The sequence below is a fragment of the Bradyrhizobium sp. USDA 4449 genome (assembly GCF_054056275.1).
In genome coordinates this window covers 2,828,726-2,842,531 of sequence record NZ_JBSRYD010000001.1, presented here as the reverse complement: position 1 = coordinate 2,842,531, position 13,806 = coordinate 2,828,726, and the positions used below count along the sequence as shown (strand labels likewise).

Annotated in this window: 14 protein-coding genes; 11 read left to right on the top strand and 3 right to left on the bottom strand. The window is 64.7% G+C overall.

The window, feature by feature from the left end:
* Positions 1–18: 18 nt before the first annotated feature.
* The gene (locus tag ACVIIW_RS13470; RefSeq protein ID WP_456701197.1) at positions 19–846 is read right to left on the bottom strand and encodes a sterol desaturase family protein; all 828 of its coding nucleotides are present in this window, start codon (positions 844–846) and stop codon (positions 19–21) included.
* A 255-nt stretch (positions 847–1,101) separates the two neighbouring features.
* Here ACVIIW_RS13470 and ACVIIW_RS13465 point away from each other — a divergent pair, with 255 nt between their 5' ends.
* From ACVIIW_RS13465 to ACVIIW_RS13425, 9 genes are all read left to right on the top strand, one after another.
* Entirely contained in the window at positions 1,102–1,266 is a 165-nt protein-coding gene (locus tag ACVIIW_RS13465) for a Flp family type IVb pilin (RefSeq protein ID WP_092227069.1), read from the top strand.
* A 301-nt stretch (positions 1,267–1,567) separates the two neighbouring features.
* The gene (locus ACVIIW_RS13460; RefSeq protein WP_456701196.1) at positions 1,568–2,092 is read left to right on the top strand and encodes an A24 family peptidase; all 525 of its coding nucleotides are present in this window, start codon (positions 1,568–1,570) and stop codon (positions 2,090–2,092) included.
* A gap of 125 nt (positions 2,093–2,217) precedes the next feature.
* On the top strand, positions 2,218–3,015 hold the full coding sequence (gene cpaB, locus ACVIIW_RS13455; protein WP_456701195.1) for a Flp pilus assembly protein CpaB: 798 nt from the start codon (positions 2,218–2,220) through the stop codon (positions 3,013–3,015).
* Positions 3,016–3,026: 11 nt separating this feature from the next.
* Positions 3,027–4,502 (top strand): type II and III secretion system protein family protein, encoded by a 1,476-nt coding sequence (locus ACVIIW_RS13450; protein WP_456701194.1) that lies wholly within the window; start codon positions 3,027–3,029, stop codon positions 4,500–4,502.
* 20 nt (positions 4,503–4,522) lie between these two features.
* Positions 4,523–5,257, top strand: a complete 735-nt coding sequence (locus ACVIIW_RS13445) for a CpaD family pilus assembly protein (RefSeq protein ID WP_456701193.1) — start codon at positions 4,523–4,525, stop codon at positions 5,255–5,257.
* Entirely contained in the window at positions 5,254–6,519 is a 1,266-nt protein-coding gene (locus tag ACVIIW_RS13440) for an AAA family ATPase (protein ID WP_456701192.1), read from the top strand. Before ACVIIW_RS13445 ends, ACVIIW_RS13440 begins: the two co-directional genes overlap by 4 nt.
* A gap of 21 nt (positions 6,520–6,540) precedes the next feature.
* Entirely contained in the window at positions 6,541–8,004 is a 1,464-nt protein-coding gene (locus ACVIIW_RS13435; RefSeq protein WP_456701191.1) for a CpaF family protein, read from the top strand.
* A gap of 16 nt (positions 8,005–8,020) precedes the next feature.
* Entirely contained in the window at positions 8,021–8,998 is a 978-nt protein-coding gene (locus ACVIIW_RS13430; RefSeq protein WP_456701190.1) for a type II secretion system F family protein, read from the top strand.
* Between the two features lie 9 nt (positions 8,999–9,007).
* Complete coding sequence (locus ACVIIW_RS13425) at positions 9,008–9,982, top strand: type II secretion system F family protein (RefSeq protein WP_456701189.1); 975 nt, start codon at positions 9,008–9,010, stop codon at positions 9,980–9,982.
* Between the two features lie 130 nt (positions 9,983–10,112).
* Here ACVIIW_RS13425 and ACVIIW_RS13420 read toward each other — a convergent pair whose 3' ends face one another.
* A complete protein-coding gene (locus tag ACVIIW_RS13420; protein WP_456701188.1) occupies positions 10,113–10,925 on the bottom strand; it encodes a tetratricopeptide repeat protein in 813 nt (270 codons plus the stop codon).
* Between the two features lie 275 nt (positions 10,926–11,200).
* Positions 11,201–11,404, bottom strand: coding sequence for a hypothetical protein (locus ACVIIW_RS13415; protein WP_456701187.1), 204 nt, complete (start codon positions 11,402–11,404; stop codon positions 11,201–11,203).
* A 189-nt stretch (positions 11,405–11,593) separates the two neighbouring features.
* On the opposite strand from ACVIIW_RS13415, the gene ACVIIW_RS13410 reads away from it, so the two are divergent.
* Positions 11,594–12,967 (top strand): leucyl aminopeptidase family protein, encoded by a 1,374-nt coding sequence (locus ACVIIW_RS13410; RefSeq protein ID WP_456701186.1) that lies wholly within the window; start codon positions 11,594–11,596, stop codon positions 12,965–12,967.
* Positions 12,960–13,802: a C40 family peptidase gene (locus tag ACVIIW_RS13405; protein ID WP_456701185.1), complete on the top strand. Its 843-nt coding sequence runs from the start codon at positions 12,960–12,962 to the stop codon at positions 13,800–13,802. The genes ACVIIW_RS13410 and ACVIIW_RS13405 overlap by 8 nt, the downstream gene beginning before the upstream one ends.
* Positions 13,803–13,806: the final 4 nt, after the last annotated feature.

Here is a 13,806-nt window from a genome sequence, read left to right as displayed (position 1 = left end):
TGACGTTTTGTGGCCCGCCTATTGCCGGAACGGATAGGCAAGCTGGCCGGCGATCTCCTTCGGCATGGTCGCTTCGTCCTTGCCATAATCCTTCGGCAGTTCGCCAGCCGGCATGCGGAAGGTCCCGAACAGCACGTCCCAGATCGGAAAGGTGCCGGCGAAATTGGTGTCGCCGCCCTCTTCGAGCGCAGTGTGGTGCCAGCGATGGAACACCGGCGTCGCCAGCACATATCTGAACGGCCCGAAGGTCCAGTTCAAGTTGGCGTGCACGAAGGCCGAATGGAAGGTCGTGAACGGGCCGACCCAGATCATCACGTTCGGCGAAATGCCGGCCATCAGCAGTACGACGTCGACGCCGATCGTGCCGAGCATCAGATTGACCGGATGGAAGCGGGCCGCCGAGATCCAGCTGATCTCCTCCGAGGAGTGATGGATCGCATGGTATTTCCAGAACTCGCCGCCATGAAACAGCCGGTGCAGCCAGTACAGCATGAAGTCGGCGAGTACCAGGAACAGAACACCCTGCAGCCAGAGCGGCAGCTGCGACAGCGGGCCGTGCCCGTTGTCGTAGAAGGCGATCAGCTCGTCGGCGTCGTGGATGTTGAAGAAGAAGCCCGCGGTAACGATCAGGAGTCCGATCCGCATCGTGCGGGCGAACACCGGAACGAAGAACCAGTAGCAGATATCGGTTACGATCTCGCGCTTGCGCCACCAGGACGGACCGGGATTGCAGGCCCAGAAATGCTCCAGCACCGTGAACAGGACTGCGAGCATGAAGGTGACGGGAACCACCTTCTCGATGGTCTCGCCGAGCATCAGGGCGACTTGCATGGGCAGGCTCGACATCATCGCTTCTCTTCCTGGCTGCTGATCTCTCTACGCCTACTCCGCTAAATTTAAGGGAGGATGAAGTTGACGCCCCGTTCCGAACCGAACGAATTGCGATGATCGCCTTAAGGTGAAATTCACTTTGGCCAAAAGCATCGCGCGAGACGCGGGTTTGACCGATCCAGTTAACTCCACCGAAAGAGCTCGGCTCACATGGTCGTCGCGTCAATGCAGCGCCGAACGAGGCGACCACACCCAGATGGAGTTTAGTCCATGAAGAACCTGATTGCGCGTTTCGCCAAAGACGAATCCGGCGCCACGGCCATCGAATACGGTCTGATTGCCGCCGGCATCGCGCTGGCCATCATCACCGTCGTCAACCAGCTCGGCACCTCGCTGAACACGAAGTTCGGCTCGATCAGCTCCTCGCTGAAGTAGGCGAACCGCAAAAGCCCCGGATCTCCGGGGCCTTTGTTTTTTGGACGGGGCGAGTTCCAGTGGCGTTGCGTAAACACAGGACCGCTGCCGCGGTTGCGGCGAGCGAGGCGGACACGGCGCGCATCGACGCGTCGGCGTGTTGGGTCTGCCTTGCACTGCTGCTCGCCGTAGCCACGCTCGCAATGCGCATCGCCAGCATGTGGTGAGGCCGCCGGCACCCGTTGTCGGTTTGTTTAGCACTGCCTTCTAGCATGCGCCGACGCCCCGATCCGGCAATAGACCCAGGCCCAAGACGCAGCCAATGATCCTCGACCTCGCGCGCCTTCTGCTCTTCCCGGCCCTGATGGCGTTCGCAGCCGCCAGCGATCTCTTCACCATGACCATCTCGAACCGCGTCTCGCTGGCGCTGATCGCCGGCTTCTTCGTGCTGGCCTTTGCCGGTGGCATGGCACCATACGAGCTGCTCGGCCACCTCGGCGCCGGCGCGCTGATCCTCGTCGTGGCCTTCACCTGCTTCGCGATGGGCTGGATCGGCGGCGGCGACGCCAAGGTCGCGGCCGCGGTGGCGCTCTGGTTCGGCTTCGCGCAATTGACGGACTTCCTGCTCTACGCTTCACTGTTCGGCGGAGCGCTGACGCTGCTCCTGCTCCAGTTCCGGCAATGGCCGTTGCCTTACGGGCTTGCCGGCCAGGCCTGGCTCGCACGGCTGCACGACAAGCAGACCGGCATTCCCTATGGCATCGCGCTCGCGCTCGGCGCGCTGCTGATCTACCCGGAAACCGGATGGGTGAAGGCGATCGATCTCGCTCACCTCGCGCTGCGCTAAACGCCGCGATAACCAGGCGTTAAGGCGATTTAGATACGCCTCATTAACCATGCTTTGACGAATAGCTGGTCAACTGCCGAATACGGCGGCGGCAGCGTCGCGGCGTTCTGTGGAAAGTGAAGCGTATGAATAGGGCACGCATAGTCGTCCTGACGGTCGCCATCTGCGCCGGCGGCGTCGCCGCGTATCTGGCGAGCGGCTCGGACTCTGCGCCGCCTCCAGCAGCTCCCGCCGCGCAGCTTCCCACCACCGACGTTCTGGTCGCCAAGAACGACATCGGTCTCGGCCAGACCGTGAAGCCGGAAGACGTGCAGTGGCAGACCTGGCCGACCGCGACTGCCAGCTCCAGCTTCATTCGCCGCAACGAGCGCCCCGACGGCGCGACCCAGGTCACCGGGTCGATCGCGCGTGCCCCCTTCATCCAGGGTGAACCGATCCGCGACCAGAAGCTTGTCAAGGCCGATGGGTCCGGATTCATGGCCGCGATCCTGCCGTCAGGCATGCGCGCGATCTCGACCGAAATCTCGCCGGAAACGGGCGCCGGCGGCTTCATCCTGCCGAACGATCGGGTCGACGTGCTGCTGACGCGCCGCCTCAAGAACCCCGATCAGGCCGCCGGTGGCCAGGACATCATCAACACCGAAGTCATTTTGGTCAACGTCCGCGTGCTCGCCATCGATCAGGCTCCGAAGGAGAAGGACGGCCAGAACACGGTGCTCGGCAAGACCGTGACGCTGGAACTCAATCCCGCGCAGGCCCAGCAGCTTGCCTCGTCCCGCCAGGCGGGAACGCTGTCGCTGGCGCTGCGCAGCATTGCCGACGTCAAGTCGACCGAGATCACGCTCGATGAATCCGCGCAGAAGCGCGACGGCATTTCGATCATTCGCTACGGCGTCGCAACCCAGGCGGCGAAGGCACGATGAGGACAGTCGATATGACATGCAGGGCAAATCCGACGACGATGCGGACCACGATGGTTCGCGCCCTGTCGTTCTCGGCCGCTGTCGCGCTGACGCTCAACCCCGTGCTGACGCCCGTGATCGCCGCTGATTACCGTCCCGCAGCGCCGGTTGCGGCCGACGGCCAGATGAACGCGCGCTTCCTCTCGCTCGGCGTCGGCAAGTCGATCGTGATCGACCTGCCGCGCGACATCAAGGATGTGCTGGTCGCTGATCCCAAGATCGCCAATGCGGTGGTCCGCTCCGCCCAGCGCGCCTACATCATCGGCGCCTCGGTCGGCCAAACCAACATCGTGTTCTTCGATTCCGCCGGCCAGCAGATCGCGGCCTATGACATCGCGGTCAAGCGCGACCTCAACGGTGCACGCGCCGCGCTGAAGCAGATCCTGCCCAATTCCGACATCCAGATCGACGGCCTCGGCGACGGCATCATCCTGACCGGGACGGCGGCCAATCCTGTGGAAGCGCAGCAGGCCAACGATCTCGCCGCACGGCTTGCCGGTGGGCCCGACAAGGTGGTGAATTCGATCGTGGTCCGCGGCCGCGACCAGGTCATGCTGAAGGTGACGGTTGCCGAAGTCGCGCGCAACATCGTCAAGCAGCTTGGCATCGACCTTTCCGCAAACCTCAACTACGGCACGTCGGTGGTGAGCTTCAACAACTCCAATCCGTTCACCGCACTCGGCCACAATCTCGTGGACGGCAATAGTCTGACCACGAAGTTCGGCGCAACCCCGTCGGTGCAGGCGACGCTCCGCGCGATGGAAACCGCGGGCGTGATCCGCACGCTGGCCGAACCGAACCTGACCGCAATCTCGGGCGAATCGGCGACCTTCATCGCCGGCGGCGAGTTCCCGGTGCCGGCAGGCTATGCCTGCGATCCCACCACGCATGTCTGCACCACCCAGATCAGCTTCAAGAAGTTCGGCATCTCGCTCAACTTCACGCCTGTCGTGCTGACCGAGGGCAAGATCAGCCTGCGGGTGATGACCGAAGTGTCGGAACTCTCCAACGACAATGCGATCACACTGTCGCAGGCCGTGACCTCGTCGTCGGTCAACTCGTTGACGGTACCTTCGATCAGGACCCGCCGCGCGGAAACCTCGCTCGAAATTCCCTCCGGCGGCGCGATGGCGATGGCCGGGCTGATCCAGCAGCAGACCAAGCAGGCTGTCAGCGGATTGCCAGGCCTGATGCAGCTGCCGATTCTCGGCACGCTGTTCCGCAGCCGCGACTTCGTCAACAACACGACCGAGCTGGTCGTGATCGTCACGCCTTATATCGTTCGCGCAGCGTCGCCGAAGGACTTGTCGCGGCCGGATGACGGCTTCGCGGCACCCTCGGATCCGCAGGCCGAACTGATCGGCAACATCAACCGCATCTATGGCGTGCCGGGCCGGACTGAACCGGCAAAGAACTACCGCGGCACCTACGGCTTCATCACCGACTAACGCGGAACGGGGACCTAGTTATGATCACACCACGACCCCAGACCCGCCACCGCGCCGCCGGCCTCGGTGGCGTGCTCGTCGGTATCGCGCTCGCGCTCGGCGGCTGCCAGCACGACGAGGTGGCCACCGGCTCCATTCCCGACGACTACAAGCAACGTCATCCGATCGCGATTGAGGAGCAGAACCGCTCGATCGTCGTTTTCGTCGGCCACGCCCGCGGCGGTTTGACCGCCGCCCAGCGCGCCGACGTGATGGGCCTGGCGTCGACCTGGATGCACGAGGGCACCGGCGCAATCCACATCGATGTGCCCACGGGAACGCCCAATGCGCGTCCGGTGGCGGAATCCATGCGCGAGATTCAGGCCATGCTGGCGGCGGCTGGCGTTCCCCCGCGCGGCATCATCGCCCGCCCCTATCAGCCGGAAGACAAGCACTTCCTGCCGCCGATCCGCCTGACCTATTCGAAGATCGCGGCGGTCGCAGGCCCCTGCGGCCTCTGGCCGGAGGATGTCGGCCCCTCCATGAAGAACAAGAGCTGGTTCGAGAACAAGGACTATTACAATTTCGGCTGCTCTTATCAGCGGAACATGGCGGCCATGATCGACAATCCGTCGGACCTCGAGCAGCCGCGGCCTGAGACCCCCGCCTACACGGCGCGGCGCATCACCGCGTTCGAGAAGTACCGCAAGGGCACGACGACGACGACCACCTATCCCGAGGCCGAGAAGGCCAAACTCAGCGACTCCGGCAAATGATCAGCTACGCGCGCCAGACTCAGGAAGAGCAGCCGGAGGCCCCGTCGCCGGCCGAGGAGCATATTGCGCCCGCACCGCGTGTCTCGGTCCAGGCATTCTGCGAAACCGTGGAGACCGCCGCGGCCATACAATCGGCCGGCGAGGATCGCCGTCTCGGCAAGGCCCATCTGAAAATCCAGATGGGCGGCATGACAGCTGCAATCGAAGCTTATCGCTCGGCGCCGACGCCGAACGTGATCGTGCTCGAGAGCGATGCGCGCAACGATTTGTTGGCCGGGCTCGACCAACTCGCCACCGTGTGCGACGCCGGTACCCGCGTGGTCGTGATCGGCCGCATCAACGATGTCATGCTCTATCGAGAGCTGGTGCGCCGCGGCGTCAGCGATTACGTGCTTGCACCGGTCGGCGCCATCGACGTCGTGCGCTCGATCTGCAACCTGTTCTCGGCGCCGGAAGCCAAGGCGGTCGGCCGTATCATCGCCGTGGTCGGCGCCAAGGGTGGCGTCGGCGCCTCCACCGTCTCCCACAACGTCGCCTGGGCGATCGCACGGGATCTCGCCATGGACGCGGTGGTCGCCGATCTCGACCTCGCCTTCGGGACCGCCGGGCTCGATTACAACCAGGACCCGCCGCAGGGTATCGCGGATGCGGTGTTTTCGCCCGACCGGGTCGATACCGCCTTCATCGACCGCCTGCTGTCGAAATGCACGGACCATCTCAGCTTGCTGGCGGCACCTGCGACGCTTGACCGGGTCTATGATTTCGGCACGGACGCCTTCGATGCCGTGTTCGACACGCTGCGCTCGACCATGCCCTGCATCGTGCTCGACATCCCGCATCAATGGTCGGGCTGGACCAAGCGCGCCCTGATCGGCGCCGACGACATTCTGATCGTGGCGGCACCTGATCTTGCCAATTTGCGCAACACCAAGAACCTGTTCGATCTGCTGAAGGCCGCGCGTCCGAACGACCGCCCGCCGCTGTACTGCCTGAACCAGGTCGGCATTCCCAAGCGGCCCGAGATCGCCGCCACCGAATTCGCCAAGGCGATCGAGAGCCAACCGGTGGTCTCGATCCCGTTCGAGCCGCAGATCTTCGGCGCGGCTGCCAACAACGGCCAGATGATCGCGGAGATCTCCGCCAATCACAAGTCGATCGAAATGTTCCTCCAGATCGCCCAACGCCTGACCGGCCGGAGCGAGACGAAGAAACAAAAGTCGTCCCTGCTTTCACCGCTGATTGAGAAGTTGCGGGGAAAATAGGCCGCCGCATGGAGTTGTTAAGTGTTCGGTAAGCGTAGCGGAACAGACACCGACTTTCGGGCTCCCAAGCCCGGCGCCGTGTCGTCAGAGCCTGCCACGGCTCCGGCGCCGACGGTGTCGCGCGCGCCGCCCCCCCCGGCCGTCGCCTCCCCGCCGCTCGCCCCGTCCCGGCCCGCGCCGGCCATGGAAAGCCGCCGCTCGGACAATTATTACGAGGTCAAGGCGACCATCTTCGGTGCGCTGATCGAGGCCATCGACCTCGCCCAGCTCGCCAAGCTCGATTCCGAGTCCGCGCGCGAGGAAATCCGCGACATCGTCAACGAGATCATCGCGATCAAGAACATCGTGATGTCCATCGCCGAGCAGGAAGAGCTGCTCGACGATATCTGCAACGACGTGCTGGGCTATGGTCCGCTCGAGCCGCTGCTCGCCCGCGACGACATCGCCGACATCATGGTGAACGGGGCCGGCACCGTCTTCATCGAAGTCGGAGGCAAGATCCAGCGCACCGGAATCCGGTTCCGCGACAACCAGCAGCTCCTCAACATCTGCCAACGCATCGTCAGCCAGGTCGGCCGGCGCGTCGACGAATCCTCACCGATCTGCGACGCCCGCCTCGCCGACGGCTCCCGCGTCAACGCCATCGTGCCGCCGCTCGCGATCGACGGTCCTGCGCTCACCATCCGCAAATTCAAAAAGGACAAGCTGACGCTCGATCAGCTGGTCAAGTTCGGCGCGATCTCGCCGGAGGGCGCGGAAATCCTCCAGATCATCGGACGTGTCCGCTGCAACGTGCTGATCTCCGGCGGCACCGGCTCTGGCAAGACCACGCTGCTCAACTGCCTGACCAACTACATCGAACATGACGAGCGCGTCATCACCTGCGAGGACGCAGCCGAACTTCAGCTCCAGCAGCCCCACGTGGTCCGGCTCGAAACCCGTCCCCCCAACATCGAGGGCGAAGGCCAGGTCACCATGCGCGAGCTGGTGCGCAACTGCCTGCGTATGCGTCCCGAGCGCATCATCGTCGGCGAAGTCCGCGGCCCGGAAGCATTCGATCTGCTCCAGGCCATGAACACCGGCCACGACGGCTCGATGGGAACGCTGCACGCCAACAATCCCCGCGAAGCGCTGTCGCGCTGCGAATCGATGATCACGATGGGCGGCTTCTCCCTGCCCTCCCGCACCATTCGCGAGATGATCTGCGCCTCGATCGATGTCATCGTGCAGGCCGCGCGTCTGCGCGACGGCTCGCGCCGCATCACCCACATTACCGAGGTGATGGGCATGGAAGGCGATACCATCATCACCCAGGACGTCTTCCTCTACGACCTGATCGGCGAAGACGCCAACGGCAAGATCATTGGCAAGCATCGTTCGACCGGCATCGGGCGCCCCAAATTCTGGGAACGTGCGCGCTATTACGGTGAAGAGAAGCGGCTGGCCGCGGCGCTCGACGCCGCGGAAACGGGACCGAAGTCGTGAGCAGGTCGGCACAGCGATGAACATGCAGGTCCTTGCCCTCGCTTTCCTCGCCACCGCCGCCGTCGGCGGCATCGCCTGGGTTTTCCTCTACCCGATGCTGTCGGGCGAGCGGAAGGCCGAAAGTCGCCGCGCTTCGATCGGGCGGCCCGATGCGCCCGCAGCCAAGCAGGCCGAAAAAAGCCAGCGATCGCGCCGTGAGCAAGTCGAAAGTTCGCTCAAGGATCTCGAGGCGAGGCGCGCACAGGAGAAGAGCGTTCCGCTCAACATCCGCCTGTCGCAGGCCGGCCTCGACTGGACGACGCAGAAATTCTGGATCGTGTCCGGCGTCGTGGCGGGTGTGTTTTTCTTCGGCGCGCTGTTCGGCGGCGGCGGCCTGCTCGGCGCTGCCGGTCTGGCCTTTGCCGGCGGCTTCGGCCTGCCGCGCTGGGCGCTGGGTTTCCTGAAGAAGCGTCGCGAAGACAAATTCCTGAAAGCACTGCCGGACGCCGTCGACGTCATCGTCCGCGGCATCAAGGCCGGCTTGCCACTGTTCGAGTCCATCAAGGTCGTCGCGGCCGACGCGCCGGAACCGCTGCGCAGCGAGTTCCTGGCCATCATCGAGACGCAGGCCATCGGCATGCCGCTCGGCGACGCCTGCTCGCGGCTCTACGACCGCATGCCGCTGCCGGAGGCCAATTTCTTCGGCATCGTGGTGTCGATCCAGCAGAAGTCGGGCGGCAATCTCTCCGAAGCGCTCGGCAATCTCTCCAAGGTGCTGCGCGACCGCAAGAAGATGAAGGAAAAGATCCAGGCGATGTCGATGGAGGCCAAGGCCTCGGCCGGCATCATCGGCTCGCTGCCGCCGATCGTGATGTTCCTCGTCTATCTCACCACGCCTGGCTACATCTCGCTGCTCTGGACCCATCCCACCGGCCAGCTGATGCTGGTCGGCTGCGTCGTCTGGATGTCGATCGGCATCATGGTGATGAAGAAGATGATCAACTTCGATTTTTGATGGTGCCGTATGGTTGATTTGCTCGTCACGAAGCTGCACGACGTCCACTTCATGACCATGTTGCTGGCGGCCATCGCGGCCAGCGCCACGGTGTACACCTTGGTCATGCCGATGTTCGCCGGCGAAGGGCTCGCCAAGCGGATGAAGGCAGTGGCGAGCGAGCGCGAGAGAATCCGGCAGCGCGAGCGCGAACGCCTCCACAAGAGCGAGAAGGTCTCGCTGCGCCAGACGCCCAAGCAGCTCGTCTCCAAGGTCGTCGAGGACTTCAACCTCACCAAATGGCTGGCGCAGGAGGCTGCGCGCGACAAGCTGATCATGGCGGGCTATCGCGGCCAGGCACCCTACATCACCTTCCTGTTCGCACGCATGGTGACGCCGCTCGTGCTGTTCATCGGTTCGGTCCTCTACGTGTTCCTGATCGCCCACATGGATCGCCCGATGCCGATCAAGATCGGCATCTGCGTCGGCGCGGCTTATCTCGGCCTGCAGGCGCCGATGCTGTTCCTGAAGAACGCGATCTCCAAGCGTCAGCTCTCGATCAAGCGCGCCTTTCCCGATGCACTCGATTTGCTGCTGATCTGTATCGAGTCCGGCATGTCGGTGGAAATGGCGTTCCGCAAGGTCGCCACCGAAATCGTGGGACAGTCGATCGCGCTGTCGGAAGAATTCACCCTGACCACCGCCGAGCTGTCCTATCTGCAGGACCGCAAGGTGGCCTACGAAAACCTGGCGAAGCGCACGGGGCTCGAAGGCGTCAAATCGGTGTGTCTTGCGCTTCAGCAAGCCGAACGCTACGGCACCCCGCTCGGGCAATCCCTGCGCGTCATGGCGCAGGAAAACCGCGACATGCGCATGAACGAAGCCGAGAAGAAAGCTGCCGCGCTGCCGCCGAAGCTGACAGTGCCGATGATCCTGTTCTTCCTGCCGGTGCTGTTCGTCGTCATTCTCGGACCGACGGGTATCAAGATCTCCGAGCTACACTGACGGCGGACCAAAAGCGCGAAAACAACCCCATGCACAGTAGCCGGCCACCGCCGGCGCCATGCCCATCTGGATCGCGGCAAACCCTCGAACCGTCGGGCGAAATTCACTTCATCGCGCCACAGGCGGCAGATCAGCCGGGCTGGCTGAGCGAGGCGACCGGCGTCCGCTTCGATGCGCCGCGCGGGCCGTCGTGGCGGTTCAACATGTCCTTGAGATAGGCGACATTCGCCGCCGCCTCGTCCGGCGGCAGGTCCGCCTTCACGATGCTCTCGGCTTCAGCGAAGCGACCCTGGAGGCCGACCACCAGGCCGAGATTCTGCCGCACCCGCGAGCTCGCACGCGGCGAAGCGTAAGCCTGCCGCAGCGTCTCTTCCGCCTTGGGCAGATCGCGCGACAGCATGTAGGACAGGCCGAGATTGGACAGCACGCCGGGATCACCGGGCGCGATCTTCAGGGCGCTCGTATAATAGGCGCGCGCCTCGTCGTGGCGCCCCATCTGGTCGAGGCAGGTGCCCTGCACCGAGAGCAGGCGCCAGTCCGGATTGTCGGGCGAATGCGCCTTCGACAGCACGTCGTAGGCCTGCTGGAAATTGCCGTTGTCGGCGAGCGCGCGGCCATATTGGGCCAGCAACGGCTTGTTGCCGGGGTTGGCGATGGTCGCCTGCTCGAGCACGGCGGCAGCCTGTGCGCGCTGCCCGTTGGCACGCAAGGCCTGCCCATAGGCCAACCCCGTTTCGGGATCCTTGGGGTTGGCGCGGTAGCGCTCGCCATAGACTTCGACGGCGCGCGCCGGATCGGCAGGCGCCGCTTCCGCCCTCGGCCCGATCGATCCGGTGACATCGGAGAGCTTCGACGTTGCCGTGCAGCCGCCGAGGCTCGCGGCCACCAGCGCGATCAGCGAAGCGGAGGCGAGAAGCCGGGCTGGGCGGAACCGTTGACGCATGACGCTTTTGACTCTCGAGCCTGATGATCGAGCCGAACGCGTCAGCAATAGACTGTTAACCCTAATGGCCGGTTAACGCAGGGAGCCGCCGCTCTCCGGCGGCCATATCTGGTGGGGTTGCGCCGCCCAGGCCGGGATCGAGACCGAGCACCTTCACCTCATCATTCAGGTTTCGCAGCAGATGCTGCCCGCAAGCTCGACGCCCAGCCGGGGCGTGACCATCCCATGATGGGCGCGTTCATCCGGGACGTCCTCAGCTGTTTCATGAGGCGCGATCAATATTCGATGGCAAGACGCTTCCGGATTTCGTCGATGCGCTTGTCGAGTGCATCGAACCGCGCGTGAATCGAACGGTCATGCAGATAGAAGACGTAACCGCCTGCGAGGAACGCGAACACCCAGTGGTGATGCTCGACATAGCCAAACACCACCTCGACAACCTGGCCAACGAATGTGATCCCGCTCCACACAAATTCCATGGCGATTCCTCCCGGCACGCTTCGTCTTCGGTTGCCGGCGTTCTCTGCGCAGCGAACAACCACCGCCGGAACCTAGCATGGCTGCTTCTCCGCGAGTAGCGGCTCACCCGGCGGTGACCGCAAAGCCGATTGCAGCCGCGGCCAAACTCTGCGAAGTCTGCTGCAACCGAATGACCTCCGAGCCTGCCAATGCCTTCCGTTTTCGCGACATCGACCACGGCCACCCCGATCACCTTCGTCACCAGGTCGAGCTGGGAGGCCGTGCGCGAGGCGCTGCCGCCAGCGCAGCGCGAATACGCCACGGCGAACGCCTTCGCCGCCAAGCCGGGCGGCTATCTCGCGCTGCCCGCGCCCGACGGCGCGATCGCGCAGGTGCTGTTCGGCCTCGAGGACGACGGCACCAGATCGCGCGATCCGTTCCGGCCGGGCGCGCTACCCGGCCTGCTGCCGCCGGGCACCTATCGTTTTGCCAATGCACCGCATGATACACGGCTGGCCGCCCTGGCCTTTGCATTGGGGTGCTACCGCTTCGCCCGCTACCGCAAGGCCGAGAGGCCCGACGTCCGGCTGCTCGCGCCTGACGGCGTCGACGTCGCCGAGATCGACCGTATGGCCGGCGCCGCGATGCTGGCGCGCGATCTCATCAACACGCCGTCCAACGACATGGGGCCGGAGGAGCTTGCCGCAGCCGCGCAAGCGCTCGCGGAGGAATTCGGCGCGAGCTATTCCTGCACCATCGGCGAGGAGCTGGAAAAGAACTTTCCGCTGATCCACGCCGTCGGCATGGCCTCGAGCCGCGCCCCGCGGCTGATCGACATCGGCTGGGGTGACCCCGCCCATCCCAAGGTGACGCTGGTCGGCAAGGGTGTCTGCTTCGACACCGGCGGGCTCGATCTGAAACCGTCGAGCGGCATGCTGATCATGAAGAAGGACATGGGCGGCGCCGCCAATGTGCTGGCGCTGGCGCGCATGGTGATGGATGCGAAGCTGAAGGTGCGGCTGCGCGTGCTGATCCCGGCGGTGGAGAATGCGGTCGCCGGGAACGCCTTCCGCCCGCTCGACATCTTTGCCTCCCGCAAGGGCATCACGGTCGAGATCGGCAACACCGACGCGGAAGGACGGCTGGTGCTCGCCGACGCGCTGGCGCTGGCCGACGAGGAAAAACCGGAGCTGCTGATCGATCTGGGCACGCTGACGGGTGCCGCGCGCGTCGCGCTGGGGCCGGATTTACCGCCCTTTTATACCGATGATGAGACGCTGGCGGCCGACGTCGCGCGTTGCGCGGCGAAGGAGAACGATCCGTTGTGGCGCATGCCGCTGTGGCCGCCTTACGATGCGTGGCTGGACTCCAAGACCGCCACCATCACCAACGCACCGTCGGGCGGCTTTGCCGGTTCGATCACCTGCGCGCTGTTCCTGCAACGCTTCGTCGAGCACGCCAAGAGCTGGCTGCACGTTGATATCTATGGCTGGACGCCGACGGCCAAGCCGGCGCGGCCTGAGGGCGGCGAATGCCAGGCCGCCCGCGCGATCTACAAGGTGCTGAGCGAGCGCTATGCATGATGTCAGGCTGACACCGGCGCGCGGCGATCTCGCCGCCAAATACCTCGAAGGCCAAGTGCAGGCCGACCGCTTCGTGACCGGCGAGGAATTCGAGGTGATCGCACCGATCGCGCCGGTTCGCGAACAGCCGTCATCGAATGCCATGCTGATGACGGAAGCTCTGCGCGGCGAGCGCGTCACGGTCTATGATCACAACGGCGAGGGCTGGGCGTGGGGCCAGCTCGGCGGTGACGGCTATGTCGGCTGGCTGCCCGACGCCGCGCTGATGAAGCCGGCGGCCGCACCGACACACAAGGTGAGCGCGCTGCGCACGCTCGCCTTCCCCGGACCCTCGATCAAGCTGCCGCCGGCCGATGCGCTAGTGCTGGGATCGAAGCTCACGATCGCGCGCGAGGATGGCCCTTTCGCGGTCACGCGCGAGGGCACGTTCGTTCCAAAAAACCATCTCGCGCCGCTCGACCATCGCGAGGGCGACTTCGTCGCGGTCGCCGAGCGCTTCGTCGGAACGCCCTATCTCTGGGGCGGCAAGAGCAGCCTCGGCATCGATTGCTCGGGCCTGGTCCAGGTCTCGCTGAGCGCAGCCGGCATCGGCTGCCCGCGCGACAGCGACATGCAGCAGGCCGGTCTCGGCCGTGCACTGGAGCCGCATGAGCGGAATACGCTACAACGCGGCGATCTGATCTTCTGGAAGGGCCACGTCGCCATCGTGCGCGATGGCCGTACGATGGCGCACGCCAACGCGCACCACATGGCAACGGTGATCGAGCCGATCGCGCCGGCCATTGCGCGGATCAAGGCGGCGGGTAGTGAGGTCGTGGAGATCAAACGTCTGTAGCGCG

Bases quoted from the DNA above. Each gene is read 5' to 3' on its own strand.
- ACVIIW_RS13460 (WP_456701196.1), top strand. From the start codon at position 1,568: ATGATCCTCGACCTCGCGCGCCTTCTGCTCTTCCCGGCCCTGATGGCG.
- ACVIIW_RS13470 (WP_456701197.1), bottom strand. From the start codon at position 846: ATGTCGAGCCTGCCCATGCAAGTCGCCCTGATGCTCGGCGAGACCATC.
- ACVIIW_RS13450 (WP_456701194.1), top strand. From the start codon at position 3,027: ATGACATGCAGGGCAAATCCGACGACGATGCGGACCACGATGGTTCGC.
- ACVIIW_RS13405 (WP_456701185.1), top strand. From the start codon at position 12,960: ATGCATGATGTCAGGCTGACACCGGCGCGCGGCGATCTCGCCGCCAAA.
- ACVIIW_RS13430 (WP_456701190.1), top strand. From the start codon at position 8,021: ATGAACATGCAGGTCCTTGCCCTCGCTTTCCTCGCCACCGCCGCCGTC.
- ACVIIW_RS13425 (WP_456701189.1), top strand. From the start codon at position 9,008: ATGGTTGATTTGCTCGTCACGAAGCTGCACGACGTCCACTTCATGACC.
- ACVIIW_RS13465 (WP_092227069.1), top strand. From the start codon at position 1,102: ATGAAGAACCTGATTGCGCGTTTCGCCAAAGACGAATCCGGCGCCACG.
- ACVIIW_RS13440 (WP_456701192.1), top strand. From the start codon at position 5,254: ATGATCAGCTACGCGCGCCAGACTCAGGAAGAGCAGCCGGAGGCCCCG.
- ACVIIW_RS13410 (WP_456701186.1), top strand. From the start codon at position 11,594: ATGCCTTCCGTTTTCGCGACATCGACCACGGCCACCCCGATCACCTTC.
- ACVIIW_RS13445 (WP_456701193.1), top strand. From the start codon at position 4,523: ATGATCACACCACGACCCCAGACCCGCCACCGCGCCGCCGGCCTCGGT.
- ACVIIW_RS13420 (WP_456701188.1), bottom strand. From the start codon at position 10,925: ATGCGTCAACGGTTCCGCCCAGCCCGGCTTCTCGCCTCCGCTTCGCTG.
- cpaB (WP_456701195.1), top strand. From the start codon at position 2,218: ATGAATAGGGCACGCATAGTCGTCCTGACGGTCGCCATCTGCGCCGGC.
- ACVIIW_RS13415 (WP_456701187.1), bottom strand. From the start codon at position 11,404: ATGGAATTTGTGTGGAGCGGGATCACATTCGTTGGCCAGGTTGTCGAG.